Origin of the sequence: Spirosoma sp. SC4-14 (assembly GCF_037201965.1) — a bacterium.
In the GTDB taxonomy this organism is placed as follows: domain Bacteria; phylum Bacteroidota; class Bacteroidia; order Cytophagales; family Spirosomataceae; genus Spirosoma.
The window spans coordinates 140,293-165,315 of the sequence record NZ_CP147519.1; the positions used below are offsets into that span (position 1 = coordinate 140,293).

Sequence of the window (25,023 nt, forward strand, 5' to 3'; positions counted from 1 at the left end):
GATATGATCGAGCTGATTATTGTAAAGCCCCAGTTTACGTTAGCAATACGGGCTAATATAGGTCAGTCAAACCCTGAATGAAAGGCAAGCGCGCTGAAACCAATAATAAGCATGTCCGACATTTGTTCACAAGATGCACAAACTACATACAACAACCAATTCACTACAGCGAGAACCGCAATACTTATTGATGCGTGAGTAGACTTGTAATATTCGTATTTTGCACTTACTATGGCCAGCTACAAACAAACTGAATATGAGGTGCTACGCCGACGCTGTGCCGCTTTGGACCAGCTGGGCTGGAAACAGGTGGCTATCGCCCAAGCGTTGGGATTAACTCAAGGTTGGGTAAGTCGCACCTTGAGCAAATATCGTCAGAAGGGGCAGGACGCTTTAACTTGGCGTAAACCGCCCGGTGCTTCACCACGGCTAGCCAATGAGCAGTTAGTTCAGCTGGTTGTAGAGCTAAATAAAGGTGCTGAGTATCATGGTTTTCCGGGTCACATTTGGACCCGTCCTCGTGTCAATGAAGTGATCAAAAAACTCTTTGGGGTTAGTTATGACCCTTCACAAATAGGCCGTTTATTGAAGAAAGTAGAGTGGAGCCGTCAGAAACCGCAGCCCAAAGCGCGTCAACAGAATCCGCAACGGGTCGAGCAATGGCGAGCCGAACGGTTGCCCGAGCTTAAAAAAAGCCCAGACTGAAGGACGGGTGATTTTGTATGTCGATGAGTCTGCCTGTTATTTGTTGCCCATGCTAGGACTCACCTGGGCACCACGGGGGCAAACACCTGTGCTCCTGGAGCAGGCAGGTCGAGATCATCTAAGCTTAATTGCTGCGATTGCTCCCAATGGCCGCATTTATGTCGCTGGGCAGGACCATTCCTTCAGCGGGGAAGATATAGTATGGTTTCTGGGCAAGCTCTGTAGCCGCTATCGCAAGCGCGATTTGCTCATCATCTGGGATGGCGCTTCGATTCATAGCGGTGAAGCCGTTAAAACATTCCTAAAAGAGCGACCTGGACGGATTAATCTAGAACGTTTGCCCGCTTATAGTCCAGAGCTAAATCCTACGGAGTTAGTGTGGAACCAGATCAAACAGCGGCTGAAAAACCAAGTATTTCTTTCACTAGAAGACCTGAGCGTAACGGTTTTAGAGCAGCTTAGTCTATTAGAGAAGAATCGAAAACTGATTCAGGTCTTCTTCCAGAAGAAGGAAGTCGCCTTCTTTACGGGTTAATTCACGGATCAATAATTGCTTTCTAGTCTGGCATTTTACCCGCTTCGTTTAGTAGGGTTAGAAGAAATAAAAATTTCTTCGCATAGGCAAACGATTTTCCATTTTTACTGGATATAGTTTTGCATTTCATTTTTAAGTCTAAAAAGAAAATGACAAAATGAGAATTAGTAAAGATAGTATTGACAACATTATTCGTCAACAGAGGTTTAGCGGCAGTTGACACGTATTGGGGGCAGACTACATCCAACTCACCCCGCACATAACGGTCATGATGAATTAAAAAATGTAGCAGGTTTGGACGCTAACTTCCAGTACTAGCCTGGGTTGGCCATTGAAGATGGGAGTATGTCATGTTTCAGAAGTCTGCAAAAAAATATTCTGGAAAATTTAACAACTGTTTTAAAAATTTTAATCACAATGATAACAGCACTGACATCTACAAAGTCAAACTTTGCAGGAGATTTAAACATAAAAATTTTTAATTCAGGAGAAAATGCCATTTTTCCAGTCACATCAACCATCATTTATGGCGAAAAAGATGCCATTTTGATTGATGCTCAATTTCAAAAACAATACGTACTAGAACTAATTGAGGAAATAAACGCCTTAGGCAAAAACCTACTTGTGGTTTACATTTCGCACAGCGATCCCGATTATTATTTTGGTTTAGATGAAATAAAAAAAGCATTCCCAAACGCAAACATTGTTTCTTCAGCCCAAACTGCTTATCTTATTTCGGCTTCAAAAGATCAAAAATTTGCTATTTGGGAAGGGCAGCTAAAAAGTGATGCACCAACAGAAGTCATTACCCCCCAAGCTACCTCTTTATTGCCCGATTTGGAGGGAAATAAAATTGAAATTATCACTACAAAGAATGACCCTGCACACAGTTTTTTATGGATTTCATCTTCAAAAACAATTATAGGCGGCATTTCAGTAAATCTCGAAGGTTCCCATATTTGGATGGCTGACACCAATAATGTAGCAGCAATCGATGCCTGGATTGCTCAACTCGACAAGATGAAATCGCTTCATCCAGAAAAAGTAATTCCTTCACATTTTATTTATTATAACGATAGTCCAAAAAGTATAGATTTTACAAAACAATATTTAGTTGATTACAAAAATGCAGCAGACAGCAGAAGTGGGGCAGAACTGGCTGTGGAGATGGAGAAAAAATACCCAACGTTTGTTGGAAGAGATATGTTAGAAATGGGTGCAAAAGTGTTTAAGGGAGAATTAAACTGGGATTTGAAATCGCCCTATCCGGCAATTGGCAATAAGGTGGAAGTAAATTTTGGTGAAATTTCATTTGTATTAAACTTTGTAGACAATAAGCAGATGTCTTTTGAGGGCCAAGGCGGAGCAACGGATTCGGTAGATTACACCGCAACCGAAATTGCCAAAAATATATTTATGGTGTATTGGCACGAACCGCATGTTGGAGATAATGTTGTTCACGTTCAGGATTATAATCAAAGTATAGTGTACACTAATATTGCCAGTAGGAGTGGAGAATTTTTTCACCTCAAAGGCACATTAAAAATAGTTGATTAAATACCTGACCCGCTGAAAATTTTGCTAAAAACGAGTAGTATCAGAGTATCAAAAACACAAGTTCCTTACGTTAGCAATCAACTTTTGTTGCCGTCTTATTGACAATGAGTAAGTCTGAAATGTCGGCGTCTTATTACCATTAGGGCAACCTACAAATGGATCGTCGAGGCGACAAATTGATGATGAAGCCCTGCACTAACTCCATTAGAGATGTTTATGCATTCGGCCTGACTTAAGGTTGGTTTAGTCGCACCCTAACCGAATATAATGGGGTTAGTGCCTTCCTTCTTTGACAAAAAAGAGGTAGCTTTCATTACGAACTAATATACCGCTCAATAACCGATAACGAAAAATGAGCAGCGCAATAATTCTTTCCGACAGCAGAGTAGTAAACACATCGACCAAAAATGCTTATCAAAAATTAATAGATCCAGCCGAGCAAGTAAAATGGAATTCACTTTATTTAGAAGCAACACTAAACCCAAAAGGCGAGATCAAAAATAACTCTGTAATGACAGGTAATTTTAAAGGGTCAGGTAAAGCAACGGTTATATTTCAAAATGTCCAACCCAATAAAGAGTTTACGCATTATTCAAAAATGAAAATGTTTAACTTACTTAATTTAGGTGAGTTCCACCACACTTACAATGTAGTTGATAAAAACGGCCAAACGGAAGTTACACAAACCGTTTCTTTCGTACCTAAAAGTTTTGGCCTGTTATTGAAAAGTGTAATTGTAAATAGTTTTAAAAAAAGATTACCAGAAAGTTTTGATGAATTTCAACAGTACATTGAAATGAATAACGCTTGATTATTTAACCCTTTTATAAGCACGTCAATTTTATCAATACATGTATTGGTTCTAAAAAAGCAAGTGGTCTAGCCTAGTCAAGCTCCATAAACAAAAAAAGAGCGTCAGGAAGGCTACCGCCATTACCATTAGACCAGGAATAATCAACGCAACAGCATTCAAAAACTGCTATTCGGTGAGCTTGTTTACTAAGCAAAGTGAAATCGAAGCCCTGGTTGATGCCATCCGGCAAGGCACGGCCTTGGTCTGGCAACCCATCGACAAGCATTAGAAGATTCTACGCTTTATACCTTGAGTAAGAACTATTTTGATGCGATATGCCTGGACTTTCCAGGTATGGAAACCTTTTTTCGCTTATTGATACGTGAATTAATCCGTAAAGAAAGCAACTTCTTTCTTGCGGAAAAATGAGGTAACTAGTTTAGGGTCGCCGTGTAAGCGCTCCATTTGCTTAAGTACTGCTGCCTGAAACTGCTCTAACGAGGTGAACAACTGGTTCTTTAGACTTCGCTTTAGATGGCTCCAGAGTAACTCCACTGGGTTCAATTCAGGACTGTAAGCCGGTAGCCGTTCCAGATGAACTCGCCCTGGTTTACAGCTTAAAAATGCTTTGACTGCTTGACTACGGTGAATACTAGCCCCATCCCAGATCACCAATAGGTTGGACTTGCGATAGCGACTACAAAGCTTATTCAAAAAACACACTATTTCATCGCTGATTAAAGGCCGATCCTGAACGGCCAGATACAACCGGCCGTTAGGGGCGATGGCTGCGATCAGACTCAAATGAGTACGCCCGGCTTGCTCCGCAACCACTGGTGTTCGCCCACAGGGTGCCCGCGTATGAAGCTACCAGGGGTAATAGATGGCAGGCAGCATCGTCACTATAGACGATAACTCTATCCTCAGCCTTGGCTTTTTTTAAGTTCAGCTAGCCACTCCTGCCGCCAGTGGGTAACAGCCTGAGCATCCTGCTGACGGTCTTTTCTTTGAGGTTTCTGCCGACTCCATCCTACTTTTTTAAGTAGACGCCCTACTTGGGAGAGATCATAGCTTAAGCCAAAACATGTCTTGATAACCTCGTTGACACGCGGCCTGGTCCAAACAGCTCCTGAAAATCCGTGGTGCTCTATCCCTTTATTAAGTTGGTTAACCAAGTCGACCAATTGTTGGCTCGACAAGCGAGCAGGTGCACCTATCCGTTTACCTTCCTGCTACCCTACAGTGCCTTTTTGTTGATATTTGGTCAGGGTTCGACTGACCCAGCCTTGAGTTAGACCAAACGCCTGAGCTATAGCTTGCTGCTTCCAACCGGCTTGTTCGAGTTCGACACAACGTCGCCGTAAAGCTTCATAATCACTTTGTTTGTAGCTGGCCATAATAACAATAAGGTACAAATATTACAGACTTACTCACGAATCAATAACAGAATATCATTTTACTACCTTTGCAAAATGTTCAAAACCATATCCATTAGTGACCTTATCAACCAACCTCATAGACAGGTTGATTTTCTTGTGGACAAATTTGAAGATATGGTAGAACCTGAAAATATTGAGTTTCCACATAAGCACAATTTTTACGAAATTTTGTGGATTACAAAAGGCAATAGCAATCAAAATATTAACTATAAAAACTATACAATTTCAGAAAATACTTTATTTTTTATTTCGCCTAGTCAATTGCACATGTTTGAAAAGTGGGAAAACATTAAAGGGTTTGTTGTTTTATTTACAGAACAATTTTTCCTTCAAATATTTCAAAATAAAAACATTCTTTTTGAGATTTCCTATTTAGATAATCTTCACGAAAATCCATTTTTACAACTAAAAAAAGAAGACATCAATACTGTTCAGCCTGTTATTGATTTACTCTACTATGAATGTAAAAGCATTGAACAATCAACCGAAACAGTGCAAGCATTATTGTTAATATTGTTGAGACGAATCCAGAAATTATTTTCTATACAAAGCTATCAAAAAAGCAGCAACCAACAAATTGTAATTTTCAAACAATTTAAAAATTTAGTAGAGGTAAATTTCGCTAAAAGCATTCCTATTTCTCAATACGCTTCTCTATTAAATATATCAGCACATCAATTAAACTCATTTGTAAAAGCAACCAGTGGAAAAACTACCACTGAAATAATAAAAGAACGAGTTGTTTTAGAAGCTCAACAATTACTAAATTTTTCAGAATTCACAATAAGCCAAATTTCTTACAAACTCGGTTTTGAAGATAGTAGCTACTTTGCGCGATACTTCAAAAAACATACCGGACTTTCACCACAAGATTTTAGAAAAACCCTTTCCTAAAAGTACTGATAAATCTACGTTTTGTCCTAACAAATTCGGCTCTTTGGTTCTCATCTTTGCAGTATCAAATTTCATAATACCAATTCTGGATCATCATGTCGTGTTCTTCAATCGCGGCACATCCTATTTATGTCCTGACGATCATATGGTTAACTTTCTAAAAATACGACATTAATACCCTGAATTGGTATAATTATGACACTCGAAGAAAAAGGACGTATCGTTCCTCCTCCAACAATGAGTGCTTACCCACAAATGGTAAGCCTTGTAATTCAACAATGGAAAAATATTATTTCAGCATCTCATTGGGATTTGTATGATAACTCAAAAGTTGATGGAGCGGATTTTTATGTAGGCAAAAATGAATTGGGACACATTCACTTAGACGGTTCAGTTCACTTGGCAACAACTTATGAATTACGAATACCATTAATTGAAAATAATCTTGCACAAAAATTTTCTTATGGTGGTGAATACGAAGGTTGGGTACAATTCAAAATCCCAACTAAAAACGATGCAAAACAAGCAATATGGCTTTTTCAATTAAATTATGAAAGGCTTATGGGTATTCCTATTGAAACTTTAATTTATAAAATAAACAAACAAAACATCAATTAAAATGTCAAAAAAAGTAATCGTTTTTGGAGCAACAGGCTTAATGGGAAAACAAATCGTAAAGGAAAATTTAAAAGTAGGAAATGAAGTAACAGTCTACATCCGCCAAACTGAATATCCTGAAAACATAAACATTATAACAGGAGATCTCAATGATGAAAGCAAAATTACTGAAGCCATAAAAGGTTTTGATGTAATTGTTTCTGCAATTGGAAACCGAAACTATGAAGACCCAACAATGGTAGTTGCACCTGTTGGAAAATTATTATCAAAATCTGTTTCGGATAATCAAAGATTAATTTTAGTATTTGGTTCAGGACTTACATTACACAACAACAAAACATTGCGTAGAGATTTACCAGGGCAACCAGAATTTTTGAAAAACCAAAGAGCTGACCATTGGGAAGCCTACATCAACATTGCACCATTAGATATTAACTATCTTTTCATCTGCCCAACAATGGTGGCAGAGGGCGATGCCGATAAAAATTATCTATCACAAGAAAATTATTTCCCGAAAAGTGAAGCAAAACAAATTTTTTCAGGAAACGTGGGGCATTTTATCGCAACAGAAATTGTGGAAAATAAATACAACAAAACAAGGATAGGATTAGTAAACAATTAATTAAATAATAAAAATGAAAAAATCAATTTTAATCACAGCACTTGCATTTTTTGCAATGTTCAATTTATCAAATGCTCAAACAAAAAAATCTAAAACGATGAAAATCGTACTTGTAGTTTCAAACCAAGTAAAATCAGAAACAACAGGGTATCCAATTGGTTTTTGGTTATCCGAATTAGCACAACCGTATCAAACCTTTAAAGAAGCAGGTTATGACATTACAATCGCATCACCTGATGGCGGAAAAATTATTTTTGATGGATGGAGCGACCCCGAAAGTCCAAACGTAAGAGAGTTGGATTTGGTAAGCACGGGATTCAAACACCATTCTAAAACCGTTGCCTTAATGGAAAATACTGTTAAATTAGAGGAGGTAAAAGCCGAAAATTTTGATGGAATATTTGTCGTAGGTGGTTTGGGGCCGATGCAAACTTTTTACAACAATGAAAAATTACATCAATTCTTTGTCCAGTTTTACGAAGAAGGAAAAGCATCAGCCACTATTTGCCACGGTTCTTGTATTTTATTAAAAACAAAATTGAGCAATGGAAAATTATTAGCCGAAGGTAAAAAATGGACTGGATTTTGTAACTCAGAAGAGGATATTGTAGACAAAAATGCAGGAAAAAAAATGCAACCATTTAGGATAGAAGACGAAGCCAAAAAAATGAATACGAAATATGTTACAGGTTCATCGCCTTATAAATCATTTGCCGTAGCAGACGGAAATTTAATAAGTGGACAACAAGGAAGTAGCGGAAAAGAAACAGCAGAACTGGTGGTTAAATTCTTAACTAAAAAATAATGAAAAAATTTGTTTTTACGGTAATTGTTGTGTGTGCAACGATTGCCGTTTCTTGTAATAAAGTAAAAAATAAAATGGCAAATAATTATATAACCGAGAAAGTAAAATTTAAAAGTAACAACCAAAATGTAGCTGGACTTTTGTGCAATTATAAAAGTAATGAGAAGAAACCAGCAGTAGTTATTTTGGGACCAATATGTTCTGTAAAAGAGCAATCGCCAATTCAATATGCTACAAGATTAGGCGAAAAGGGTTTTGTAGCTTTATGTTTTGATGCAAGGAATTATGGCGAAAGTGAAGGAAAACCGAGACAATTTGAAAGTTTAAAAAATAAAGAAGAGGATGTGAAATCGGCTATTGATTATTTGCTTTCAAGAAGTGATGTTGATGCTGGCAAAATTTTTATTGTTGGTGTCTGCAACGGTGCCAATGAAATGATGCAAGTAAGTATTGATGACAAACGAGTAAAAGCTGTGGCGTTGGTTTCGGGCAATTATTTAATAAAAGAAAATATGATTAATCTTTTAGGTAATGAAAGTATTTGGAATAATCATTTGCAAAGAGCAGTAATAGCTAAAGAAAAATTTAAAAACACAGGCAAAGCAGATTATATAAAAATAGTTGATAGTATAGGCACAGAACAACTCTTGCCACCTTTGCCGATTTATGGGTGGTATCATCCTTGGGAAAATAAAGCACCATATTTTACATATCGTGGTGGTTGGCAAAACAAAGTGACAGCAATGAGCGAATTTGAAACATTGAATTTTGATGCGTTAGCCACTTCAAAAAAAATATTTAAACCTACTTTGGTTATTCACGGAGAAATGAGTGATGGTGGTTATGAGTTTGCCAAACAAATTTTTATTTCAATTCCAACACAAAACAAAAAATCGGTTTGGATTGACAATACCGTTCACTTTCAATTTTATGACGACCCAATTATTATTGGACAATCAGTAAATGAAATTTCAGATTGGTTTAATCAAAACATCAAATAAAAAAAATGAGCAGCGCAATAATTCTTTCCGACAGCAGAGTAGTAAACACATCGACCAAAAATGCTTATCAAAAATTAATAGATCCAGCCGAGCAAGTAAAATGGAATTCACTTTATTTAGAAGCAACACTAAACCCAAAAGGCGAGATCAAAAATAACTCTGTAATGACAGGTAATTTTAAAGGGTCAGGTAAAGCAACGGTTATATTTCAAAATGTCCAACCCAATAAAGAGTTTACGCATTATTCAAAAATGAAAATGTTTAACTTACTTAATTTAGGTGAGTTCCACCACACTTACAATGTAGTTGATAAAAACGGCCAAACGGAAGTTACACAAACCGTTTCTTTCGTACCTAAAAGTTTTGGCCTGTTATTGAAAAGTGTAATTGTAAATAGTTTTAAAAAAAGATTACCAGAAAGTTTTGATGAATTTCAACAGTACATTGAAATGAATAACGCTTGATTATTTAACCCTTTTATAAGCACGTCAATTTTATCAATACATGTATTGGTTCTAAAAAAGCAAGTGGTCTAGCCTAGTCAAGCTCCATAAACAAAAAAAGAGCGTCAGGAAGGCTACCGCCATTACCATTAGACCAGGAATAATCAACGCAACAGCATTCAAAAACTGCTATTCGGTGAGCTTGTTTACTAAGCAAAGTGAAATCGAAGCCCTGGTTGATGCCATCCGGCAAGGCACGGCCTTGGTCTGGCAACCCATCGATAGGCAAGGAAAATATAGTTTCAATAAACTACTCAGGAAATAAATTATCCCGCTTCAACCTGGAGGCCATTAGTCTAAAAGTGCCTGTTAAATACGCTGTTTTCATTTTGACCGCGTCCCGGCCGCGCTGGCAGACCGGGAGAATCGCAGGGTGGTCCCGTATTGCCTTACAGACTTACAACGAAGTTTACGAAATTCACAGTTAACTTTGTTGTCTACTTAAACGGCTATTTCTTTCATGATGGGAGAGCTCGACAAACTATATAGCAATATAAATTCCAAAGTCCCTATCAGTCTAGAAGACTTTCAAGACCTAGCAACTTATTTCAAGCCATTAACCGTAAAAAAAAAGAGCACCCTTATTCAGGAAGGCGAGTATAATGATCGATTGTTTTTTGTTGAAAAGGGATTGCTGTATTTGTACAAAGTACTGCAAGATGGCGACATTCAGGTAATTCAATTTGCTAAAGAAGATTACTGGGTTTCGGATTTATGCAGCTTCTTTTCGGGTTCGAGGACCTTATTTTCCGTCCAGGCATTAGAAGATTCCACGCTTTACAGCTTAAGTAAAAACGATTTTGATGCGATATGCCTGGACTTTCCAGGCATGGAAACCTTTTTTCGCTTAAGTTTTCAGTCGGCCTACATTACTACCTTGATTCGTCTGTCTGATGCTTATTCACAGGATACTGAAACCAAGTATAGTAGAATCAGCGATGAAAGTGCGGACTTGCTACAACGCGTTCCTCAGTATTTGATCGCTTCTTATTTGGGTGTTTTACCTTCTTCCCTCAGTAGAATCAGGACTAAAAAATAGCTTGGGTTTATTTGTTTGCATAGGCGAACGAGATTTCTTAGCATAGGCGAATCAGTTGAGGGTAACGAAGCACTGACCTTTGCACGGTCATTCACCTCACGACCACTATAACCCAAGCGCCATGAGCAACAAAGAACTAGTAAAAACCGCCATGACGGCCCTGTTCGCCAACCGCGACCTATCGGCCATCGAGAAGTACTGGGGCACTGAGTACATCCAGCACAATCCCCACATTGCCAGCGGGCACGAAGCGATAAGAAGCATCATCGCCGGCTTAGGGTCCGACTTCAAGTATGAGCCGGGCCTGGTGCTGGAAGACGGTGACTTTGTGGTCATTCACGGCCGTTACACCGGTTGGGCCGCTAAGCCCATGCTGGCCGCCGATTATTTTAAGGTGAAAGACGGCAAGCTGGTGGAACACTGGGACGTGATGCAGGAAGAAGTGCCCCTTGAGCAGACGGCCGCCAAAACGGCTATGTTCCCGATAGCATAGCCTGCCGGGCCTGTGAGCCGCTTGGAAGCCCGTTGCCGACGGCAACGGGCTTCCAAGCGGTAAGCCCCTCCTGCCTGGCCTGAATCAAGCCCGAAAGCCGACTCTGTCGACTGGACTGCGCTCGCCGAATTTTCTACAAAAACCATCCCTTACCGCTGCCATGCTGACCCTTCCTGCTCTAAAAACCCTAGCCGATAGCCTGCCCGAGCAGGACATACAGATGCCCGTCCTCTTCATCGGGCACGGCTCGCCGATGAATGCCATCGAGGACAACGAGTTCTCCGAGCGCTGGCGCCGCCTGGGCCAAGAGATTCCGGCCCCGAAAGCCGTGCTGTGCGTCTCGGCGCACTGGCTCACGCGCGGTACCTTCGTCACGGCCATGAACCGCCCCCGCACCATCCACGACTTCGGGGGCTTTCCACGAGCGTTGTTCGACGTGGAGTACCCGGCCCCCGGAGCGCCCGAGCTGGCCCACGAGCTTCAGGCCGCCCTGGCCCCCGCGCCCGTGGGCCTCGACCACGGCACCTGGAGCGTCGTCCGGCAGATGTACCCGCAGGCCACCATCCCCGTGCTGCAGCTGAGCCTAGACTATACCCGGCCCGCCGCGTGGCACTACGACCTGGGCAAGCAGCTGGCCGGGCTGCGCAAAAAAGGCGTGCTCGTCATCGGCTCGGGCAACATGGTGCACAACCTGCGCCTGTTGGTCCTGCCCCCGGACGGCCACGCCAACGGTGCCTACGGTCACGACTGGGCCCTGGAGATGAACGACATTTTCAAGCGCAACATCCTGGTCGGCGACCACCAGGCGCTAATTCAGTACAAAAGCCTGGGGCCAGCCGCCACGCTCGCTGTGCCGTCGATAGACCATTACTTCCCGCTGCTCTACGCCCTAGCGCTGCAAGAGAAAAACGAAGCGCCCCTGATGTTCAACGACAAAGTCGTGGCCGGCTCGCTGACCATGACATCCGTCAAATTTGGGTAAGATGCTATCCAAATAAGCGGTCATGTTGCGCTTGTCGAAGCATGTCTACCCCGCATGTTGTGGCCCTAGTGAAGCGGTAGTGATGCTTCACTGTGTTCAGCAGGAAATTCTTATATTTTGCCTATTCGGATAGGCTATAGGCTCTAAGCGCCTTATTCTCTCATCCCCTCCGCTCAAAAAAATTTATATAAAAAATGAGCAAAGCAATAATTATTTCAGGTAACAGAGTCGTAAAAACTACTATTGAAAATGCCTATCAAAGCCTGATAGACCCAGCTAAGCAAGTAAAATGGAACACACTTTATTTAGAGGCAACAATTGAGCCCAAAGGCGAAATAAAGGATGGCTCCGTGATGCCAGGAAATTTTAAAGGTTCGGGAAAAGCAAGTGTTACTTTTCAAAATGTGCAACCAACTAAGGAGTTTACGCATTTTTCAAAAATAAAAATGTTTAACTTCTTTAATATTGGTGAGTTTCATCATACTTACAAGGTAGAAGACAAAAGTGGACAGACAGAGATTACGCAAACCGTTTCTTTTGAACCTAAAAGTTTGGGGTTAATTTTGAAAAGTGTGATTGTAAATAACTTCAAGAAAAGATTACCCGAAAGTTTTGACGAATTCCAAAAATATGTGGAAGTTTCTAATTCGTAAAAGAGACACTGCACAGAAAATAAAAAAGGGCAGTAGCTGACAAGTGTTTGGCATAATGTGGGCGTAACCGACCTTCAAGGGCTTTTGTCTTATAAAGTCGAGGCGGCGAAGATACGCGATCGTAGTTTTGTGAGACCAACGAATAAAACATTTTCCTAGCAACTTATTAAGTCTTCGCACCGAAAGTTGGGGTTACGTAGAAACGGTCGTTTTCCGAGATGCCCCGCCCACCAGGAATTCAGGTGAACCTAAACCTGGTCGACCAACTCGCCCTACCGTTGTTTTCCGTTCCTACTATTTTACGACCCCTTTTTCTATTCCCCGATGAACCAGCTAACCACCTTTGCCCAGCAGCTGCAGACTCTAGCTGTGCTTTACCTGCCACGCGTGCTGATTGCGGTCCCGGCCCTGCTAATTGGCTGGTGGCTGATTGGCCGCGCCAGCCAACTGCTGGGCTGGACCACGGCCCACCTCGATGTTTCGCTGAGCTCGTTTCTGCGCAGTCTGGTCAACATCGTGCTCAAGGTATTGCTGCTGGTTTCGGTAGCCGGCATAGTGGGGTTTGAAACTACTTCGTTCGTGGCCGTGCTGGGGGCGGCGGGGCTGGCAGTGGGTCTGGCTTTGCAGGGCACGCTGGCCAATTTCGCTGGCGGGGTACTTATTCTGATGCTCAAGCCTTACGTGGTGGGCGACACCATTGAGGCCCAGGGCAAAAGCGGGGAAGTGGTCGAAATTCTGATTTTCAACACCATCCTCGTTACCCCGCAGGGCGACGCCGTGATTCTGCCCAATGGGGCCACATCGAACAACGTCATCGTAAATAAAACGGTCCAAAACCGCTCGTTGGTCGACATCGCCACCGAGCTCGAAAGTCCCACCGACCTGGCTGCCCTGCGCGCCTGGGCCGGGCCGCTTCTGGCCGCCGATGCCGATGTGCTGCCCGTGCCAGCCCCGCAGGTGGTAGTTACGGCGCTGCGGCCGGGCAGCCTAGCGGTGTCGTTCCGGGCCTATACCATTGCCGGGCGCAGCGTGCCGGCGCAGGATCGCCTCACCGAGGCGCTGCAGCTGGCGTTCGCGCAGCACGACTTGCGCGGACCGGTGCCTGTATCGCACAGCTACGTGGGCCCGCTTCCGGGGTAAGCAATTGATTGTCTTGTCCTAGAAATAAACCGACGTGGCTGTTGCACAACTCCATTTAGGAATTGTAAGTAGTCTTTTCTGTATCTTGAGGTATGCAAGGCCGAAAAGATTATACCGAAAAGCGAATCACTTGTTTTCAGCTGTCCAGCCGCGTCCCTGAACATAATTTCTACCGCCGATTAAAGGAGGCGCTCGACCTGACCTTCATCTATGAGGTCACTAAACAGCTCTATGGCCAGACAGGAAACCCTTCAATTGATCCAGTTATATTCTTTAAGTTCATGCTCATCGGTTGCCTGGAGAATATTACTTCCGACAGAAAACTGGTCGAGCATTGCGCCATGCGGTTGGATATGTTGTATTTTCTGGGCTAGGGGTTCTTCTTCCAACGGGGCATTTTTACACGCTAAGAAACGGGTTTTATAGTTAGTAGCTGGCCGAGCGTTGACAATCACTCTGTTATCAAAAAGGGTATCCAAAAAGTAGCCACAAAAATGGCCAATCTGTTCATTTAGAGGGGGTAGTTTATCTTATCACAAAGGATTTCCTTTTTGATAACTTATCATGTCAGCTAAATCAACGGATCAGCCTAAACGGGTAGCTCTATACGCCCGCGTGTCGACGTTGGATAAGGGGCAGGATCCGGATACTCAACTTCGGCCACTAAGAGAGTATGCCCATCACCGGGGATTCCTCATTGCCGGGGAGTACATTGATCAAGCTTCGGGTATCAGCCAAGAGCGCCGACACTATCGGCTGATGGTCGAGGCTGCCCGTAAACGAAAGATTGATGTGGTGCTGGTTTGGCGCTACGATCGCTTTGCCCGTTCTACCCAGGCTCTGGTGAATGCGCTCAAGGAGTTCCAGAACCTGAACGTCGACTTCATCTCCTACCAGGAAAATATTGACACCACCACGCCTACGGGTGAGTTAATCTTCCATGTGATGGCTTCGCTGGCCCAATTCGAGAGTTCGCTCATTAGTCAGCGGGTCAAAGCTGGCATGGCTCGGGCAAAAGCACAAGGCAAACAAATATCCCGGCCCAAGCTACAAGCCACTAAGCTGCACCAGATCCTGGAACTGCAAAAAGCAGGATTGTCACTGAATCAGATCAGTATCCGATCCGGAGTCGCTTACGGAACGGTGTATAATTATCTGGCTAAGAAAAAGGGATAACTCCAAACCGCTATTTTCCGTCCGATTGTAACGAAAACCTCTATTTAGGCCAAGAGCCTTAGCCTCTTTGGAACTGGCCACAATACTGCCATCGTTGTTCGACAAAACGACGACGGGTTGTCCGATCAGGCTGTAATCGAAAGCCCGGTGGCAGTTTACGTACATATCGTTGACATCGACCAGCAATTTCATAGCTCAAAAATCTTCTTGACTTGCGCCTTTTTTAGCCAAAAGCTAACGACACCAAACAATTTAAAGTTATCGCTGGGTTGTACGTAAATTGGCTGATGGAACTTACTGGCTGGCATTAAGACAACCAATTCATCGGGTTTATGGTAACGCCGAACGATGTACTCGCCATCCAACCAGACAACCACAATTTGCCCTTCATAATGCTCTATTGACCGGTCTACGATCATTATGTCTCCTTCCCATAAGCCGTCATCAACCATGCAATCGCCAATGGCCCTTACAAAGTAGGTTGTGTCCTTGTTGCGAATGACCAGATCGTTTAAATCACACACCTTTTCGATATGATCCGTTGCGGGCGAAAACGTACCGGCGTGGACATACGAACTGAAAAAGGGAAGGAGCAGACGCCGGACCACTGTTGCTTTTTGAAAAACTAAATGTTTTTTGTCGCCGTTTTCAGCTCTCATGTTCCCCAAACTATAATTTTGGGTGCTATGTTATGGATTTGTTATAAATAATACAAGTATATTATATGGATGTAGTTTGCTTGTGCTCGCTTCAGCAGCGATTAAAGTCACTTTTTTAGTTGGGAGGCAGTTGCTTCCGTAAAAGAAAGCTGGCAATCAAATACACATGGTCGGCAATCTGACTTTTTGGGGAAATCTTGGTTTTTACATACTGCTCTATGGCGGTTGGAGTATGCCCTTTTTTGATCAGTTTGTTTATCTGCTCAACTAAACCAGGCTGTTGGGTAATATATGTATTGTAAATAAGTTCTTCAATTAGAATTTTCAGTGGTTCTAAAGCTGGGTCTTGACGTTCCATATGGCAGTAGTTATGCTCCTACTTACTATTCCGCCGAATTGCCCAAAGTTCGACAACATTTATTAGATGACAACTCACCCAACCCGCCGTTAATATGCTGCACTAAGTTGTGATTGAGGACCGGCAGGCGCATCTATAGGTATCTACCTTTAAACCACAAGTCAGGCTTTTCATTCGGCCTGACTTGTGGTTAATTTCACTTAAGAGTGTTGTGATCCAATGATTTAATAAATGTTTTTTTGAACTGGGGTCCCAAAGGTATGCGTATCGTCCCTTCTGCCCGGCGCAATCCTATTTGATCCTTTTCAACAAAGTCAACTCTTTGATTGGCAACAATAAAGGATTTGTGAACCCGAGAAAATAAGTTCTTGGGGAGTTGCTCTTCTACTTTAGAGATGGGTCGGTGAACCGTCAATACTTCAGCAATTGTGAAAATTGTCACGTAATTACGCTCACTTTCAATCCAAATTATGTCATGAAAGTACACTTTTTGCAACCGACGGGCGGTCTGTACATAAAAATAATCATCATCGATGAATGAACCATTGGCAGGTAATTGCCCCAAAATTTGTAACGTTTCGGACAATTGGCGTTTAAGATTTTGAACAACCAGTAAATCGCCGGTGGATACATCCATTGGCGATTTAGAGAGATGCGAGCTTGGGCTACTTGAAGGATTCATAACGGTTCGATAAAGCAATAAGAAATACTTATCAAGTTTCGCAATGAATCAGCGTAATTCTTAAAATGATTGGCGAATAGATACCAATAGTTGACGAGGGGACGAATGAGCGGTTAGCGGGGGTGAATTTGACTTTTTAAGGGATGTAGCCATTATTGACTCAGTAAGGGGTGGGGGCAGCCAGGCCAGAGATTACTATTTATTGATGAATCAGTCTGCCAAACGAGCTTGTAACGATTCATAATGTCTGGCCAAAAAATGATAAATAACGACTTCGTGTTTTCGTTGGTGGGCTGTAAAAATTCGGTTGAGTGTCATATGGATTAGGCTCCCCAGCAGCGAATAATAAGTAGATGTCTGATCTAACTGGGAAAAGTACTGCCGAATGTTGTTAACCGAAGGCTGAACAATTTGGCTACGTTCAGAGAGTAATGCCGTAGGCAGGGTAGAATACGTGAAAAATGAGCGGTAGTAATCCCGGTACTTTCGATTTAGCTTCTGCTTAAGTACTTTAACGGCTGTATGTTCGGAAAAAAATAGTTTCTGAAGCGCCCGGCTGATGTCAACTTTTTGATTGATGGACAACGAAAAGTCGGTCAGCAGCGTGTCGACAGACTGCAAGGCTAGTCGGTACCGGTCTTCTTCAGAGGCCTCTGTATTGATTTCCAACCAATTAAGAAAACACTGGCTATCGGCCGCAAAAATGTGTTCGCAATCGTCGATTAATTCTGGGTGGTACCGTTCAAGTTCACGGATGTATGTATCCAGTTGAAATCGTTCTACAAAACCCGTTTGAATATCGTTTTGCAGGGCTTTTTGCCAGGCAGTAACTAAGCGTCCGTACTTGTTCGGGAGGATTTGACACCGAATTCGCAGGTGATAATTGGGGTCTGTATAGCGAATAAAGAAGACATTTGTTACCCAGCCTTTCTTTCGGGCTTGTCGAATAAATGGAATTAATACAGAAACCAAGAATTGATCCGCATACGTCTCGTTTAAATAAACCTTTGTATAAAACCAATCCTGGCCAGGGGGGATAATTCTTTGTCTGGTCGTAGCCCGTCGTTTGAGCGTAGGTTTAAGTGGATCGTTCGTAGTTAAAAGGGTTTTCACCGGAATAACCAGCTCTGAAACATACTGATTAATACCGTCGCTAATCCAGGGTTGATAAAACTCACCTATCCATTCTTTTAATAAAATATGCTCCTGCTTTTTTACCTCATCGACCAACAGTTGGCGGGTGGGCTCAAAATCGAGATCAAGCAACAACTTGTTATCGCCCTCGATTAGAAAAACGTACCTGGGCAAGCGGTACTGCTTCCGAATTAAATCGGCTGTGACAGCAGCAGGTAAATACTCCTTTCGTAAAACCCACTGGGCAGGACTAACAATCAGGTTCCTATAAACAAGGCGCGGTAGGTAAGGCAACTGATTAAAATTTCCCCAAGACCAAGCTAAGGTTGGCATTTCAGCCGATTGAACGGCCGCTAAAAACTGATATACTTCGTCCCCATACCAGGAATTATGGGCGTTGCTGTGGCGGGGTCGAATCCGCTTTCCACTATGTTTGTGGCGAAGTATTACTGATTCATCGTCGGTTACAGAGACAACAATATCCGACAATAATATGGTATGCTCGTCGGACACACCGGCTAACGTCAAGTACGGAATTTCTACGTTACGGAGCACAGGACGCGCAACGACATTGCCCGCTCGGAGAGGAGAAGTCGGTAGGTGAACCAGCTCCGCCAGTAGGTCGTCTGGATATTGCGCCTGTTCCCAAGAGCACAATTGCTGAACCTCGCTGCATAAATCGGAATGACCTTGGCAAAACCGGCCCAAAAAGTAAGCCGCGGAACCGCAAATTGTTGAATTAAGAACGAATCGCCAATTTTCGGAAAGTTCATTAGCAGCACTTCCAAAATGGTTAGTAAATAATTCACCATGCAAGTACCAGGAAGGCGGAAAATGAGTAAGATTATTCGTCTCAAGTGTCAATAAATCAGCTTCTGTAATTTCAATTTCATCCAAATTTTCCAGGACGTAACGGCTATATAGACGCTCCCGTAGTGGTTGTAAATGTACCTGTTGGGAATGGGTAGAAGAAGTGTCTTTGAATAAATCGCTCAGTAAAGAAAAACCCGTTAGGTTGCCAGACACAAAGCCAACGCCTACCTCAGGATCAAGAGCCGTTAACAAATCAATCTCTTGACGATCAAAACGATCTTTAAATCGCCTGGCAAATTCTTTTAGGGGAGACGCGGTAGGGTATTGTAATAAGGGAAGGAGCCGACTGAACTGCGTAGTAATATGACGCAGGGTTGCAGAAGACAACTCTAAATGGGTGGGAACGAAAAACAAATCTGTTTGAACTAGGGCATCAGTGCGATCAACGGATTGGTTCTGGACTAACGCTTTAAATGTCGATTGCACCCGCTCCAAATTGGCGAGTTTAATCGGTGAATCTAAAAGGCTATGGTTCGCCTGGATAAGCTGTTGCTGAAGAGTACTGGCCGAGGGGATTTGCTCCAGTCGATCTAATAAATAATTAGTCATTCCCGCTCCCGTGACCGGTAATGTTAGATTGCTGATCAAAAACTGATCGTCAATCAGATGATTAATATACTCAATAACTTCCGGTTGATTGGTTATACCATACAGCAGCGTTAGCTCACTATAAGTAGCCCAGCCACGCTCGATGAGGTAGTTAACCAGTACATCTAAATCTGGGGTAGAGGGTAGGGAAGAGAGAACAATTTTTTGGTCGTGCAAACTGCCCGTTCGTTCTGAAAACCGGTATTGATCGCCCACTCTGTATAGGCTATTATTTAGCCGGTATTGAAGTAAAGAGCGAATGGAAACGTCCTTGGTCAACGCTTCACTGACTGTTAATGGAATGAGGCTATCCAGGCGACTGACGGTGGTCCAGGGACTTTGACCAAACTCGATTCGATTGAATTGATCTATTTTGCCTAAACCCACTCCGGCGAACAGGCCATAAGGAGTAGACCGGCCATAGGATCGAAGGACATAACGCCACAAGGCTTTCTGTAGGGCTTTTCCCAACTCCTTGTCCTGTGAAGTTTGCCAAGTCTCGTAGAGATCAGGCGAGGCTAAAAATATAGCTTCTGCAACCCACTTTTGATCAAGTAAATTGAGCAAAAGATTAGTCTGCTCGGAGGTCGGGTTCTGCAAACTCTTATTGATGAGATCAATAAGTTGACTAATGGAACGAACCGGTAGCCGAAGGGCAAAAAAAGAAAAGTGATCAAACGCTACACTCATACAAAACTAAACCCGGCAGCAGCGCAGCTCAACGCACTACTGCCGGGTTTTACAGACTTTTCACTAAATAGTCGAAACGATTGTTCCTCCCGAACCTCCGCATCCCGTCCGGCCTTGAGAAGAGGAAGTTTTGACTTCCATGCGTGACTTGATTGTTTTTTTAAGAGCGGGTTTAAAGCGATTCAATGTGTTCATAACTGTAATTAGTTGGATTATTTCATCCACAAAGTAGTAGAGAAAATCCATAGAAAAAAAGTATTTATACCCAACCGGTCATGTCGATAGTAGTACCTGAACCAATTTTGGATGGGTGATTTAGGGAGGAGGCCTGACGGGTAGCGATCCGGCGTTTTACAGTTTGAAATCGAAAGGGGGGAGTCTTTTGTTTCATAGTTGTTTTTTGGCACAAAATGCAAACTAATTAATTAGCTAAGGCTAAATAATTGGTGAATGCGCAGATTAAGGGGGTGAGGGGGTGAATTCAAAGTGTAATTACCCTACAAATCCATTAAGAACATCCCCATTCCTAAGCTTAATCGAATTGCATTAATGTTTGGCGAACCGCGTCCCGAAATGTTACACCAATCGGCAACTCTTCTCCGCTAAACAATAAAATTGAGTTAGCAGTAACCCTTTTCGTTTGATCAATCCGAATGATATACTTTCGATTGATCCGTATAAAGGCATCTGAGGGTAACTTATTCTCCAGCTGAGTAACCGTCATTTTAGATAAAATGGGTTTGCTCCCCCTTGGTATCGTATAAATTTTTACGTAGTTATCCAGCGCTTCAACAAAGTTGATGGACTCTAACGGGATATTGTTGGTGTCCCTTCCGACGCGAACGGATAAGAGCTTTGATGACAAGTTAACATTTCCTTGTTCATCGTATGTGCTAAGGTTACTTCTTCGGGTTATGCCCAACCGTTCCTCTACGCGATGAATCGCTTTCTGAAAGCGATCAAAAAATATGGGTTTTTCTAAAAAGTCAACTACGTTGTGTTCATAACCTTTTAATGCGTATTCACGAAAAGCCGTAGTCACAACAACCAGTGGAACCGGTGGTTGTAATAATTCTAAAAATTCAAATCCACTAAGGCCTGGCATGCGGATATCCAACAGCAACATATCGGGCTGAAATTGATTGCATAACCGAAGTGCCTGTTCGCTATTCTGGGCTTTGCCCAGTAGATGTAAGTATGGGATTCGTTCCACATAATCCGACAATAACTCCTGAGCTAATGGTTCATCATCAATGATGAGACAACTGATAGGCATGATCGAATTCATTACTTTCAACACGATTGAGTGGTATTCTTAAAAAGACTTCGTATACGCCAGCTTCTTCGGTGACGGTTAAGGAATATTTATTGGGGGTGAATAGTAGATTTAACCGCTGACGAGCATTGGCCAGCCCCACCCCACCTGGCTTAAGTTGAGGAGTGGTTAGGTTGGAAACCGAGTTACGTATAGTTGCCAAAAGCAGCCCTTTTACTGAATCAATTTGAAGATCAATAGTTACCCAAGCGTCATCTGAGGAACTATTAAGCCCATGCTTAAACGCATTCTCAATGAACGTTATCAACAGAAGGGGAGGTGTTGAAAAATTGGCCGATTCCCCAGATTTGGTAAAGATGATTTTCTCAGGATTAAAATGACGACTCCTTTCGATTTCGATGTAATTCTCTAAAAATTTCAGCTCACCCGCTAAGGGGACAAAATTCTTGTCCGTATCGTACAACGTATAATGCATCATATTGGACAGCCTTCGCAATAGTTCGGCGGCTTCTCGGTTGGTGCGTTGTATTAGGGCCAGAATGTTATTGAATACATTAAACAGAAAATGGGGATTTATCTGAAATTTCAGTAGTTGAAGCTGGTCTTGCATCAGGATTCGGTTTTGCTCCCGTTGTACAACGCTTTCCACGCCCCAGGATATTGCCTCCCGAATGGTTCGGATCAATATGGGAAGTAAAACGTAGGAGAGGTTGTAAGCCCATACAAACGTAACCAGGGAATAATTGGCGACGATACCTAAAGGCCCCGTCTGCTGAAGCAAATCATAATACCGCTTTATGTAGGCTGGAACTGGTTTATAGTGCTCGGCTGCATAGGAGAATAAGTAAAAATCATACACGTTAAATAGAAGGAAAATTGACGCACTGGTAATTACAACAAAAATAATTTTGGGCCAGATCAGAATGCGAGTCGCCCGGTAATAAACCAGCGAACTTAAAAGTGAAGGAACGACCAAATAGCCATACAGGTAAAAAAGGACGATAGTCGTGCCAACATGAGTTGTAAACATCACTGTAAACAAATCAGGATCGGGTGGCAGGGATGGTTCGACTCGAAGGACGCGATCAAGAGCAGTATAGGCCGAGTAGCCATTCCATAACCAAAACAGAAGATGTTCAAGGATGCGAACGTTGGTAATGGGACGGGGTGGTAGGTCAACCAACCATTGGTCACTAAACCAATTTTGGGCGTTACCTTGTTTAGTTGTTGTACCTGACATAGGATTATGCGTAGTAAAAAATCAACGTTTAGCTTTAACCGATGGTATATACTTTTCTTTTTACTGTTAGGGGGGGCTGGCCATGCTGGGTGGAGCCAATCCCGGCCCTCTTCGAGTCAACTGTCAACAGAAATAACTCTACAGGGGACGCTTCGGTTTGAGTCAGGCTCACCTGTAATAGCTGGCATTGTATCACTGTTGAGGGCAGATTCGAGCTTAGTTAAAGCAACCAGTAGTGATACGACCGGCTCTTTCTCATTTAAAAATATCATTACTGGTACCTACGTACTTCAGGCAAGTTATATTGGTAGGCAAACGGTGAGACAAGCCATCATCGTTTCGGATACGGTAACGAATTCTCCAATTCGGTTAACGTTACTGCCGGCTGTCTTGAACCTAAAAGAAATTTCGGTGAAAGAAAAGCGTCCCCCCTTTGATTTGCAAGGGGACCGGGTCGTCGTCAATGTTGAATCAAATCCCGTATTTGGGGGTGGTAATGCATTTGACGTATTGGGGAAGACGCCCAGGCTCTCGGTTGACGCAGTAACAAAGTCCATCACTATTGACGGAAAAACGGGCCTGATCTTGTACCAGAATGGACGGCAGCTTTACCTATCTTCTGATCAGGTTGCTACCTACTTACAAAGTTTGCCAGCTAACATTATTTCGCGGATTGAAGTGTTAACCAGTCCATCTGCTCAATACGATGCCGGTAGTAGTGGAGTAATATTACTATATACGAAAGGGTTTAACAGACAAGGAATTACGGGTGAGCTTGCCGTAACTGCTGGGGCCGGGAGGTACGGAAAAGGAAATGCTTCTGCTAACCTCTCATTTCAGTCCGCCAACGTGCAGGGTTCATTTTTGTACGCCCCGACTTACCGACCGACGTATTATAGTTGGCGGTCGGATCAGGTTTTACCCTCATTAACCACGGGCCCGGCTGGCTTTGCTCATAGCGAAGAGTTTAATCAAATTGAGAATACCTCGCACTTAATTCGCACCTCCTGGGACTGGAAAGCCGCTCGTCGACTGACGCTTGGTACAGTCCTTCAGGTTACACATACGGCTGAAACGGACAATCCTACGTCGTCAATTACCTACCAATTACCCGGTGTAGATGCTTCCATTTCCCGACTGGATGCGGAGACGCAGTTAAGCCAGCAGATCAGTAACTTGGCGGCTAATGTGAACGCAAGAAAACAGTTCAAAAATGCGGAAAATACGCTGGCTTTAGACCTTGACATTGCACGATATAACGTAAATTCTAAATCCACGGCTACCTTTTTTCAGCTTTTTCCTACGTTTCAGAAGCCGGAGAATTTACAAATTTTATATCCAAATGAGGTTTGGATACGAACGGCTAAGCTGGATTACCGATCAACTCTTCTGACGAGGGGGCGGCTGGAGTCCGGTTTTAAGTACAGTTGGATTTCGATGATCAATATACCATCTCTTGAAACGTTTACTCCTTATTTTCAGTCCCTAACGCCATTACTGACAAAACCTTATCAATATCAAGAACAAATCGCGGCTGCCTATAGTAATTGGGTTTTCTCCGTGAAAGGCTGGTCTTTTCAAACGGGTTTACGATTGGAGCACACGCATTATGAGGGCCTTTCGGGTCTTTCAACACCCATCAACCGGGATTATCTTAATATATTTCCTTCGGTGAATGTGCAGTTCACTTCGATGCGGAAAAACCAATATAGTATGTCAGTAAACCGGCGGATTAACCGCCCCAGTTTTGACCAGTTGAACCCGGCGTACATTTTTTATGATCCCCTTACTCTCTACAGTGGTAATCCCTTACTGATGCCTCAACTCGCAACGACGCTTCAGGGGGCGTACACCACTTCCAAGCGCATTAATGTAACAGTCGTTTATAGCGATATACGCAATCGAATCACCGAAGTTGTTTACCGTCCGGACTTACGTTCACCAGCGACGTTAGACTACAACCAGAATTTTGATTGGGAAAAACGGGTGTCGGCTACCCTATCAATTCCCATTAAGGTAACTGCTGGTTGGCGAATTCAAGGTTTGGTAACGGCCGCCAATGTTCGCTTTTTTTCAACCTTTCAGGAGACACCTTTTCTGAACAAGCAGTCAACGGTTACTCTCCGCTTGAACAACACCTTTACTTGGAAAAAATGGTCCGCCAATGTCAATGGTACCTATCGGGGTCTGGCGGTCGTCGGCTACATGGTATATGACCCAATTTGGTTTGTTGATCTGGGTGTTCAGCGGCCCCTGAGTGAACGGGCAACGATAAAACTAGCGGCTTCTGATATTTTTCATACTCTTCTAATCAACAACTACGGATCGTACCTTAATACAACCATTGGATTTAAACATAAGTACGAATCCCAGCAGGTCCTACTGACGTATTCCTACCAATTCGGAAACAGAAAAGCTAAATTGGTAGAACAGCGCTCATTTGGTTCAGAGTCGGAACAGGAACGTTTGGGAAATAAGCGGAATTAAGTTTATATCCCGAAAGTTGGCCATGAACGGGTTAATTAAATAGTTTTGACTAAATACAGCCTAACCGTTAAAAGCTAATTA

At 42.8% G+C, this 25,023-nt stretch carries 28 protein-coding genes; 18 read left to right on the forward strand and 10 right to left on the reverse strand.

All coding sequences use genetic code 11. The annotated features are described in order from the left end of the window. Positions 1 to 231 precede the first annotated feature (231 nt). From WBJ53_RS32630 to WBJ53_RS32645, 4 genes are all read left to right on the forward strand, one after another. Positions 232 to 705 (forward strand): winged helix-turn-helix domain-containing protein, encoded by a 474-nt coding sequence (locus WBJ53_RS32630; RefSeq protein ID WP_338877492.1) that lies wholly within the window; start codon positions 232 to 234, stop codon positions 703 to 705. Between the two features lie 7 nt (positions 706 to 712). Next, a complete protein-coding gene (locus WBJ53_RS32635) occupies positions 713 to 1,240 on the forward strand; it encodes an IS630 family transposase (protein WP_338877493.1) in 528 nt (175 codons plus the stop codon). A gap of 417 nt (positions 1,241 to 1,657) precedes the next feature. Further along, positions 1,658 to 2,797 carry an MBL fold metallo-hydrolase gene (locus tag WBJ53_RS32640; RefSeq protein WP_338877494.1) on the forward strand — a complete coding sequence of 380 codons (1,140 nt, stop codon included), beginning with the start codon at positions 1,658 to 1,660 and terminating at the stop codon, positions 2,795 to 2,797. Between the two features lie 352 nt (positions 2,798 to 3,149). After that, a complete protein-coding gene (locus WBJ53_RS32645; RefSeq protein WP_338877495.1) occupies positions 3,150 to 3,608 on the forward strand; it encodes a hypothetical protein in 459 nt (152 codons plus the stop codon). A gap of 369 nt (positions 3,609 to 3,977) precedes the next feature. On the opposite strand, the gene WBJ53_RS32650 is transcribed toward WBJ53_RS32645, so the two are convergent. The 3 genes from WBJ53_RS32650 to WBJ53_RS32660 all read right to left on the reverse strand — a co-directional run bounded on the left by WBJ53_RS32650 (position 3,978) and on the right by WBJ53_RS32660 (position 4,987). Continuing rightward, positions 3,978 to 4,424 carry an IS630 family transposase gene (locus tag WBJ53_RS32650; protein ID WP_338877496.1) on the reverse strand — a complete coding sequence of 149 codons (447 nt, stop codon included), beginning with the start codon at positions 4,422 to 4,424 and terminating at the stop codon, positions 3,978 to 3,980. An 89-nt stretch (positions 4,425 to 4,513) separates the two neighbouring features. After that, positions 4,514 to 4,789, reverse strand: coding sequence for a winged helix-turn-helix domain-containing protein (locus tag WBJ53_RS32655; protein ID WP_338877497.1), 276 nt, complete (start codon positions 4,787 to 4,789; stop codon positions 4,514 to 4,516). 33 nt (positions 4,790 to 4,822) lie between these two features. After that, positions 4,823 to 4,987 (reverse strand): helix-turn-helix domain-containing protein, encoded by a 165-nt coding sequence (locus WBJ53_RS32660; RefSeq protein WP_338877498.1) that lies wholly within the window; start codon positions 4,985 to 4,987, stop codon positions 4,823 to 4,825. 75 nt (positions 4,988 to 5,062) lie between these two features. Here WBJ53_RS32660 and WBJ53_RS32665 point away from each other — a divergent pair, with 75 nt between their 5' ends. The 13 genes from WBJ53_RS32665 to WBJ53_RS32725 all read left to right on the forward strand — a co-directional run bounded on the left by WBJ53_RS32665 (position 5,063) and on the right by WBJ53_RS32725 (position 14,955). Beyond that, positions 5,063 to 5,923, forward strand: coding sequence for an AraC family transcriptional regulator (locus WBJ53_RS32665; protein WP_338877499.1), 861 nt, complete (start codon positions 5,063 to 5,065; stop codon positions 5,921 to 5,923). A gap of 195 nt (positions 5,924 to 6,118) precedes the next feature. Beyond that, positions 6,119 to 6,541, forward strand: a complete 423-nt coding sequence (locus WBJ53_RS32670) for a luciferase family protein (RefSeq protein ID WP_338877501.1) — start codon at positions 6,119 to 6,121, stop codon at positions 6,539 to 6,541. Between the two features lies 1 nt (position 6,542). Further along, positions 6,543 to 7,163: an NAD(P)H-binding protein gene (locus WBJ53_RS32675; protein ID WP_338877502.1), complete on the forward strand. Its 621-nt coding sequence runs from the start codon at positions 6,543 to 6,545 to the stop codon at positions 7,161 to 7,163. A 13-nt stretch (positions 7,164 to 7,176) separates the two neighbouring features. Beyond that, a complete protein-coding gene (locus WBJ53_RS32680; protein ID WP_338877503.1) occupies positions 7,177 to 7,968 on the forward strand; it encodes a type 1 glutamine amidotransferase domain-containing protein in 792 nt (263 codons plus the stop codon). Next, on the forward strand, positions 7,968 to 8,969 hold the full coding sequence (locus WBJ53_RS32685; RefSeq protein ID WP_338877504.1) for an alpha/beta hydrolase: 1,002 nt from the start codon (positions 7,968 to 7,970) through the stop codon (positions 8,967 to 8,969). Before WBJ53_RS32680 ends, WBJ53_RS32685 begins: the two co-directional genes overlap by 1 nt. 5 nt (positions 8,970 to 8,974) lie before the next feature. Further along, entirely contained in the window at positions 8,975 to 9,433 is a 459-nt protein-coding gene (locus WBJ53_RS32690) for a hypothetical protein (RefSeq protein WP_338877495.1), read from the forward strand. Positions 9,434 to 9,932: 499 nt separating this feature from the next. Continuing rightward, the gene (locus WBJ53_RS32695; RefSeq protein WP_338877505.1) at positions 9,933 to 10,511 is read left to right on the forward strand and encodes a Crp/Fnr family transcriptional regulator; all 579 of its coding nucleotides are present in this window, start codon (positions 9,933 to 9,935) and stop codon (positions 10,509 to 10,511) included. 121 nt (positions 10,512 to 10,632) lie between these two features. Then, on the forward strand, positions 10,633 to 11,004 hold the full coding sequence (locus tag WBJ53_RS32700) for a nuclear transport factor 2 family protein (RefSeq protein WP_338877506.1): 372 nt from the start codon (positions 10,633 to 10,635) through the stop codon (positions 11,002 to 11,004). 160 nt (positions 11,005 to 11,164) lie between these two features. Continuing rightward, positions 11,165 to 11,986, forward strand: coding sequence for a 4,5-DOPA dioxygenase extradiol (ygiD, locus tag WBJ53_RS32705; RefSeq protein ID WP_338877507.1), 822 nt, complete (start codon positions 11,165 to 11,167; stop codon positions 11,984 to 11,986). A 194-nt stretch (positions 11,987 to 12,180) separates the two neighbouring features. After that, positions 12,181 to 12,639, forward strand: coding sequence for an SRPBCC family protein (locus tag WBJ53_RS32710; protein WP_338877508.1), 459 nt, complete (start codon positions 12,181 to 12,183; stop codon positions 12,637 to 12,639). Between the two features lie 324 nt (positions 12,640 to 12,963). Further along, positions 12,964 to 13,779: a mechanosensitive ion channel family protein gene (locus tag WBJ53_RS32715; RefSeq protein ID WP_338877509.1), complete on the forward strand. Its 816-nt coding sequence runs from the start codon at positions 12,964 to 12,966 to the stop codon at positions 13,777 to 13,779. Between the two features lie 92 nt (positions 13,780 to 13,871). Then, complete coding sequence (locus tag WBJ53_RS32720; RefSeq protein ID WP_338877510.1) at positions 13,872 to 14,153, forward strand: transposase; 282 nt, start codon at positions 13,872 to 13,874, stop codon at positions 14,151 to 14,153. Positions 14,154 to 14,343: 190 nt separating this feature from the next. After that, on the forward strand, positions 14,344 to 14,955 hold the full coding sequence (locus WBJ53_RS32725; protein ID WP_338877511.1) for a recombinase family protein: 612 nt from the start codon (positions 14,344 to 14,346) through the stop codon (positions 14,953 to 14,955). Here the strand turns inward: WBJ53_RS32725 and WBJ53_RS32730 are convergent. From WBJ53_RS32730 to WBJ53_RS32760, 7 genes are all read right to left on the reverse strand, one after another. After that, a complete protein-coding gene (locus WBJ53_RS32730; protein WP_338877512.1) occupies positions 14,878 to 15,147 on the reverse strand; it encodes a hypothetical protein in 270 nt (89 codons plus the stop codon). The two genes, WBJ53_RS32725 and WBJ53_RS32730, sit on opposite strands and share 78 nt — an antisense overlap. Next, the gene (locus WBJ53_RS32735) at positions 15,144 to 15,614 is read right to left on the reverse strand and encodes a S24 family peptidase (protein ID WP_338877513.1); all 471 of its coding nucleotides are present in this window, start codon (positions 15,612 to 15,614) and stop codon (positions 15,144 to 15,146) included. Before WBJ53_RS32735 ends, WBJ53_RS32730 begins: the two co-directional genes overlap by 4 nt. Before the next feature lie 115 nt (positions 15,615 to 15,729). Then, positions 15,730 to 15,972, reverse strand: a complete 243-nt coding sequence (locus WBJ53_RS32740; protein ID WP_338877514.1) for a hypothetical protein — start codon at positions 15,970 to 15,972, stop codon at positions 15,730 to 15,732. 196 nt (positions 15,973 to 16,168) lie between these two features. Continuing rightward, positions 16,169 to 16,654, reverse strand: coding sequence for a LytTR family DNA-binding domain-containing protein (locus tag WBJ53_RS32745; protein WP_338877515.1), 486 nt, complete (start codon positions 16,652 to 16,654; stop codon positions 16,169 to 16,171). A 210-nt stretch (positions 16,655 to 16,864) separates the two neighbouring features. Beyond that, positions 16,865 to 19,939: a lantibiotic dehydratase gene (locus WBJ53_RS32750; RefSeq protein ID WP_338877516.1), complete on the reverse strand. Its 3,075-nt coding sequence runs from the start codon at positions 19,937 to 19,939 to the stop codon at positions 16,865 to 16,867. Positions 19,940 to 20,471: 532 nt separating this feature from the next. Beyond that, complete coding sequence (locus WBJ53_RS32755; protein ID WP_338877517.1) at positions 20,472 to 21,227, reverse strand: response regulator transcription factor; 756 nt, start codon at positions 21,225 to 21,227, stop codon at positions 20,472 to 20,474. After that, positions 21,190 to 22,455, reverse strand: coding sequence for a histidine kinase (locus WBJ53_RS32760; protein WP_338877518.1), 1,266 nt, complete (start codon positions 22,453 to 22,455; stop codon positions 21,190 to 21,192). Before WBJ53_RS32760 ends, WBJ53_RS32755 begins: the two co-directional genes overlap by 38 nt. 390 nt (positions 22,456 to 22,845) lie before the next feature. Here WBJ53_RS32760 and WBJ53_RS32765 point away from each other — a divergent pair, with 390 nt between their 5' ends. Then, entirely contained in the window at positions 22,846 to 24,942 is a 2,097-nt protein-coding gene (locus tag WBJ53_RS32765) for an outer membrane beta-barrel family protein (RefSeq protein WP_338877519.1), read from the forward strand. Positions 24,943 to 25,023: the final 81 nt, after the last annotated feature.

Excerpts from the sequence above, each read along its gene's own strand:
- WBJ53_RS32630 (WP_338877492.1), top strand. The coding sequence starts at position 232 with ATGGCCAGCTACAAACAAACTGAATATGAGGTGCTACGCCGACGCTGT.
- WBJ53_RS32640 (WP_338877494.1), top strand. The coding sequence starts at position 1,658 with ATGATAACAGCACTGACATCTACAAAGTCAAACTTTGCAGGAGATTTA.
- WBJ53_RS32645 (WP_338877495.1), top strand. The coding sequence starts at position 3,150 with ATGAGCAGCGCAATAATTCTTTCCGACAGCAGAGTAGTAAACACATCG.
- WBJ53_RS32660 (WP_338877498.1), bottom strand. The coding sequence starts at position 4,987 with ATGGCCAGCTACAAACAAAGTGATTATGAAGCTTTACGGCGACGTTGT.
- WBJ53_RS32665 (WP_338877499.1), top strand. The coding sequence starts at position 5,063 with ATGTTCAAAACCATATCCATTAGTGACCTTATCAACCAACCTCATAGA.
- WBJ53_RS32670 (WP_338877501.1), top strand. The coding sequence starts at position 6,119 with ATGACACTCGAAGAAAAAGGACGTATCGTTCCTCCTCCAACAATGAGT.
- WBJ53_RS32675 (WP_338877502.1), top strand. The coding sequence starts at position 6,543 with ATGTCAAAAAAAGTAATCGTTTTTGGAGCAACAGGCTTAATGGGAAAA.
- WBJ53_RS32680 (WP_338877503.1), top strand. The coding sequence starts at position 7,177 with ATGAAAAAATCAATTTTAATCACAGCACTTGCATTTTTTGCAATGTTC.
- WBJ53_RS32685 (WP_338877504.1), top strand. The coding sequence starts at position 7,968 with ATGAAAAAATTTGTTTTTACGGTAATTGTTGTGTGTGCAACGATTGCC.
- WBJ53_RS32690 (WP_338877495.1), top strand. The coding sequence starts at position 8,975 with ATGAGCAGCGCAATAATTCTTTCCGACAGCAGAGTAGTAAACACATCG.
- WBJ53_RS32695 (WP_338877505.1), top strand. The coding sequence starts at position 9,933 with ATGATGGGAGAGCTCGACAAACTATATAGCAATATAAATTCCAAAGTC.
- WBJ53_RS32700 (WP_338877506.1), top strand. The coding sequence starts at position 10,633 with ATGAGCAACAAAGAACTAGTAAAAACCGCCATGACGGCCCTGTTCGCC.
- ygiD (WP_338877507.1), top strand. The coding sequence starts at position 11,165 with ATGCTGACCCTTCCTGCTCTAAAAACCCTAGCCGATAGCCTGCCCGAG.
- WBJ53_RS32710 (WP_338877508.1), top strand. The coding sequence starts at position 12,181 with ATGAGCAAAGCAATAATTATTTCAGGTAACAGAGTCGTAAAAACTACT.
- WBJ53_RS32715 (WP_338877509.1), top strand. The coding sequence starts at position 12,964 with ATGAACCAGCTAACCACCTTTGCCCAGCAGCTGCAGACTCTAGCTGTG.
- WBJ53_RS32720 (WP_338877510.1), top strand. The coding sequence starts at position 13,872 with ATGCAAGGCCGAAAAGATTATACCGAAAAGCGAATCACTTGTTTTCAG.
- WBJ53_RS32725 (WP_338877511.1), top strand. The coding sequence starts at position 14,344 with ATGTCAGCTAAATCAACGGATCAGCCTAAACGGGTAGCTCTATACGCC.
- WBJ53_RS32730 (WP_338877512.1), bottom strand. The coding sequence starts at position 15,147 with ATGAAATTGCTGGTCGATGTCAACGATATGTACGTAAACTGCCACCGG.
- WBJ53_RS32735 (WP_338877513.1), bottom strand. The coding sequence starts at position 15,614 with ATGAGAGCTGAAAACGGCGACAAAAAACATTTAGTTTTTCAAAAAGCA.
- WBJ53_RS32740 (WP_338877514.1), bottom strand. The coding sequence starts at position 15,972 with ATGGAACGTCAAGACCCAGCTTTAGAACCACTGAAAATTCTAATTGAA.
- WBJ53_RS32745 (WP_338877515.1), bottom strand. The coding sequence starts at position 16,654 with ATGAATCCTTCAAGTAGCCCAAGCTCGCATCTCTCTAAATCGCCAATG.
- WBJ53_RS32750 (WP_338877516.1), bottom strand. The coding sequence starts at position 19,939 with ATGAGTGTAGCGTTTGATCACTTTTCTTTTTTTGCCCTTCGGCTACCG.
- WBJ53_RS32755 (WP_338877517.1), bottom strand. The coding sequence starts at position 21,227 with ATGAATTCGATCATGCCTATCAGTTGTCTCATCATTGATGATGAACCA.
- WBJ53_RS32760 (WP_338877518.1), bottom strand. The coding sequence starts at position 22,455 with ATGTCAGGTACAACAACTAAACAAGGTAACGCCCAAAATTGGTTTAGT.